Here is a 5153-nt window from a genome sequence, read left to right on the forward strand (position 1 = left end):
AAATAAGGATAAACTTTTACAACAGCCTCGGACGAAAAGCGTCAATGCACGTTCAGGGGCTGCGCTATGATGTTCTCACATCGGACGGCGCAAATGTGGGAAATAACCCCGATACTGCCACGGCAGAATTTATCAGCTATGTGTGGTACGCAGAAAAAGAGGGCGTTTATCTGTTCTCGGACCTGGGCGACCCGAGCGGCGGCGAGGACGGCACCAACGTTCATGGACTTTTCGGCGCGATAATTGTAGAAAAACCGGAGTCCGAATGGTTTGACCCTGTTACGGGAGAGGCGCTTGAAAGCGGTCTTTTTGCGGATATTTACAGTCCCGCAAATCCTGCTTTCAGAGAATATGCGGTATTTTTCCACGACGAGCTTGAAATAAAAAACAAGGATGGAGAACAGCCCCTTGACCCTCATACGGGTCTGCCGAACGGCACCACGGCTATCAGCTACCGCAGCGAGCCCATGCGAAACCGTCCTCCCCTTGACGAAATGCACCACGTGGTCACAGGCGAAGATATTTCCATGAGCTCCTGGGTATACGGCGACCCTGCGCCCCCCATACTGCGCGCTTATGCAGGTGATCCTGCAAAGATACGGCTGATACACGGCGGCGTAAAGGAAACTCACGTTTTTCACCTGCACAACCACCAATGGAAGCTTGAGCCCGACGACCCGAAATCAACTATCATCGACTCAATTTCAATAAGTCCCCAGGAGTGTTACACGCTGGATATCCTCTATGGCGCAGGAAGCCTGACAAGGACTATCGGCGACGCTATTTTCCACTGCCACCTCTATCCCCATTTCCACGAAGGAATGTGGACCTTATGGCGCATTTTTGACAGGCTTGAGGACGGTACGGGCAAATATCCCGACGGTACGCCCATAGACCGTCTGATGCCGCTGAAGGACCGTCCTTTTCCTCCCGAAAAGGATAGTATGCACCCGGGCTATCCCAATTTCATAAACGGCAGATTCGGCGATTATCCGCCGCAGCCCCCTTTGGGAATACTTGATAAAAACGGGAACAATGTTATCTTCCCCACCCGTAAGGAAGCGGCGAATTTCGTGCCGGGTTTTGCCCCGGGAGCCTTGTATTCCGAGACCTGTCCGTGCAGATGTCCGAAGGAGGTCAAGGTATTCGAGCTTGCGGTGGTGCAGGCTGATATCGTTTATAACCGCTACGGCTGGCACGACCCCCAGGGCAGATTTTTCGTACTGAAAGAGGATATCGAGCGCCACGGCACCCTTGAAAATTATCTTGAAAAGGTAAACTGCGGCAAGATAAGACCCGAACCTCTTGTAATACGTGCCAATGCAGGGGACTGCGTGGAAATAAGACTTACAAATCTCCTTCCCGAATTTATTGAGGAAAGCCCCTTCCAGATGAAAACTCTCACCGATATCATCGGTTTTCATATTCATCTTGTGAAGTTTGATACCATAGTATCCGACGGCGCTGCAAACGGCTGGAACAATATTGCGGGAGCAAGGAAATATGAAACACTGATAGAGCGTTTTTACGCTAACGAGGAGCTGAACACCGTCTTTTTCCACGACCACCTTTTTGCAAATTCCCATCAGCAGCACGGTATGTTCGGCGCACTGATAATCGAGCCTGCGGGTTCGGAATTTCTGAGTCCGAAAAACGGCAAGCCCCTTAAAAGCGGAGCAAATGCCGTTATCAGAAAAGCAAACGGCGAATCCTACCGTGAATTTGCCCTGTTCGTTCACGATTTTGCGCTGCTGTTCGATAAATACGGCAAGCCCCTTGATCCGCCCGAGCACCCCGGCTCCGACGACGACCCGGGCGTAATGGGAATAAGCTACCGCTGCGAGCCTATGAGAGAGCGTCTGAAAATAAAGAACGACCCCTCTCATATTTTCAGCTCCCGCAGATACGGCGACCCTGCTACGCCCATTCTGGAGACCTATCCCGGGGAGCCGATGGTGATACGCCTCCTTGACGGCGCACATGAAGAGCAGCACGCATTCAACATCAGCGGAATGTCCTGGAGAAAAGAGATGACCGACCTTGTTTCTCCCATTGTTGCCGAACAGACCATCGGCATTTCCGAGGCCTTTAATATCCGCATTGACGAGTATTACGGCGCAGGAGATTATCTGTACTATTTCGGCGGCATTGACGATGTATGGCTGGGCTTGTGGGGCATTATCAGAGCCCATGGCAGACGCATGAAGCACCTGCGTCCCCTGTGCAATGCCGCAAAGCCTGTGCCCATTCCGACCTGTCCTCCCAAGGGCGCAAAGATACGGAAATTTGAAATTGCCGCAGTTCAGACAAATATCGAGTATAACCGATACGGCGACCATGACCCCGAGGGTATGGTTTTCGTTCCCTTCGAATATGCCGAGGACGTAAAATACGGCAGGAAAAAGCCGATACCATTGATACTGCGTGCAAATGCAGGAGAGTGGATAGAGGTCACACTGCACAATATGTTCGATAAACCTGTGCTGTACCACGACTATCCCTCCGTTCCGCTGGATATGCCGCACAGACCGTCCGACCGTGTATCTCTGAGCCCCCAGTTCCTGAAGCACTGTCCCGTTTGCTCTGCAGGAGTGAACGTGGGCTTCAACAAGCCTGAGCAGACTGCCGCCCCCGGGGAATGTATCAGGTATTTGTGGTATGCCGACAAGGAGTATGGTACCTGTATGCTCAGTTCCTTCGGAGACCTGCGAAATCACAGATACCACGGCTTGTTCGGCGCAATAATAATTGAGCCGCCCGGGGCAGAATATTACGGCAAAAGCTCCTGCAAAAAGGAGAAATTCGGCGAGCAGGCAGTGATAACCGCTCCCGGAGAAAAATCTTTCAGGGAATTTGTGCTGTTTGCCCATAACGGTATCCTACTGCTGGATATCAAAGGAAACCTCATTAAAACATCGGCACAGGGCGAAGGCGGCGCACACGGTGGAGTTGACCACGAGGATACGGGCGAAAAGGGCTATAACTATCGTTCCGAGCGTTTTTACAACAGGCTCCTTCGTGTTCCCGATATCAGCAGGGTATTCAGCTCAAAAGCCCACGGAGACCCGTCAACGCCTGTTTTTGAAGCCTATTCGGGAGAGCGTGTTATCATACGTTATCTTATGCCCGCTGATAAGCCGAGAAATATCAGCCTTGTCCTTCACGGTCACAGCTGGCGCGCACAGCCCGACGATCCGTTATCCACGATAATTCCCGTACAGGGTGCGGTAAGCGTGGGCGGAGCGTATAATATCGAGCTTGAAAACGGAGCCTCCGAATATCCCGGAGACTATCTCTACCGTTCGGGCTCGCTGAAATGGGACGTGGAATCGGGTATGTGGGGAATATTCCGCGTGCTCGGAAAGGGAGTAAAATACTGCTGTTCCTGCGTTTGCCGAAGCATTGGAAACTGGTGGGAAAAGAAATGGTTCGACAAATAAGGATATAGCTTTTTACGCGCATGAGTTTTTCTTTGCGCCGTAATATCCGATGCAGAAAACCGAAAACAGCCGGGCTGCAAATGCAGTTCGGCTGTCATTTTTGAATGGTGAGCCCTGCTCCGGCAGAGTAACCGAGACACTAAATGGGTCTATTGTCCCATTGAAACGGGAAATGCTTGTTTGCGAAAATAATATCACCTATTTAAAACCTTCTTATGCCATACCTTTTTTGAACACTCAGGACATCTGAGGATACGGTCGCTTCCGGAATGAACAGCAAATATCACAGCCTTGGTTGAGGGAATGTATCTGTGCTTGCAGTTCTGACATTCATAATAGCCCGAATCGTGCTCAAGGACAGTCGCATATACTGCATCTACAAGCATAACTATTCCGCCGAAGTAACAAAGAGCAATGCTGACAGCACTGTTCTCCGCAGCTGTCAGAATACCGCAGACTATGGTAAAAAGCGATACGACCACACCTGACCAGCCTATAAACGCTTCAGCCTTTGCAAGCTTTGTATTCTTTTCCTTTTCGACGTTCATTATCTCCGTGAGATTTTTTTCAGCAATTTCCTTGTAATTCTCCATAGCAATTTTCTCCCCGGTAAGGAGCTCGTTTACACTTATTCCAAGAATGCCGCACAGCTCCAGCATAATTGATGCATCGGGCAGGCTCCTGCCCGTTTCCCATTTGGAAACAGCTCGGTCGGTTATCCCAAGCTTCTCGGCAAGGACAGCCTGAGTAAGTCCTGCATCCTTTCTGCACTTTGCGATAAATTTGCCTGTCTTCTCCATATCCATACCGAAGATCTCCTTTCTGAGGTTTATTATAAGGTAAATGCAGAAAAAAGTAAACACACCGTTGGTTGAGTTACCTGAAAACGGCTCAGATACGTCATTCTACACATTAACCCCTATTCAGCGCAATTGCAGCAACAGTACTGAATTTTAATTTTGGTTCGTCTCTGTTCTCTATTAGTCTGCTGATAATACTCACTTTTTTTGTACTCATTATTTTTACAGTTATAAACAATTACCACTGCTATAACGATAAGAAGAAAAAGAATAATCTTCCCCCTAAAAATGTAATGCTATATCATTCCATATAATACTATACTTGTATTATACAGTTTTTCTGCCGACATTTTGACGACAAAATGTGTGTCAAAAGTGTCGTATAAACGGAAAATACGACACTTTACAAACAAATCCAAATATAGCAAAAACGCCGCAGATGACGTATCAACGCCGCTGCAATAAGGATACAAACCCATCTTATCAATCCGAGCCATCATTTCACAATGGCTCGGATTTTGCTTTTTATTCATTTATCTTGCCTATAAAATTGTAGTAAATATCCAGCTGAACAACTCGTTTGCCGCTTGACCTGTCCGGAGCGTGAACAACGATCTTCTGAATAAAATCGTGCAGAATTCCCGTTGAAAGCTCGGTCAGTTCGGTGTACTTTTTCGCAACAGCAACAAACCGTCTGATATTATCCTGTTCGGTCTTATCATTATTCAAGCTTTTGGAAATGTTCTTGATAGTATCGGAAAGTTCTGCCTGTTCAGCTTCGTATGAGGCGGACATTTTCGCAAAACGTTCATCGGAGATTTTACCGTTGACGTTATCCTCATACAAACGATTGAACATTCTGTCAAGCTCGTCATACCTTTTCTGTGCAGCTGCAAGCTCCTTTTTCTGCTTT

Annotated in this window: 3 protein-coding genes; 1 reads left to right on the forward strand and 2 read right to left on the reverse strand. The window is 48.4% G+C overall.

Going from position 1 to position 5153, the window contains the following annotated elements:
* Positions 1 to 2: 2 nt before the first annotated feature.
* Positions 3 to 3440 carry a copper oxidase gene (locus ACI4J0_RS11515; protein ID WP_439765957.1) on the forward strand — a complete coding sequence of 1146 codons (3438 nt, stop codon included), beginning with the start codon at positions 3 to 5 and terminating at the stop codon, positions 3438 to 3440.
* 194 nt (positions 3441 to 3634) lie between these two features.
* Here ACI4J0_RS11515 and ACI4J0_RS11520 read toward each other — a convergent pair whose 3' ends face one another.
* Positions 3635 to 4246, reverse strand: a complete 612-nt coding sequence (locus tag ACI4J0_RS11520) for a helix-turn-helix domain-containing protein (protein WP_439765958.1) — start codon at positions 4244 to 4246, stop codon at positions 3635 to 3637.
* A gap of 519 nt (positions 4247 to 4765) precedes the next feature.
* The coding region (locus ACI4J0_RS11525; RefSeq protein ID WP_439765959.1) for a DUF4368 domain-containing protein at positions 4766 to 5153 on the reverse strand (388 nt) is incomplete at its 5' end.

Origin of the sequence: Huintestinicola sp. (assembly GCF_051882455.1) — a bacterium.
Taxonomy (GTDB): domain Bacteria; phylum Bacillota; class Clostridia; order Oscillospirales; family Ruminococcaceae; genus Huintestinicola.

Excerpts from the sequence above, each read along its gene's own strand:
- ACI4J0_RS11520 (WP_439765958.1), bottom strand. The coding sequence starts at position 4,246 with ATGGATATGGAGAAGACAGGCAAATTTATCGCAAAGTGCAGAAAGGAT.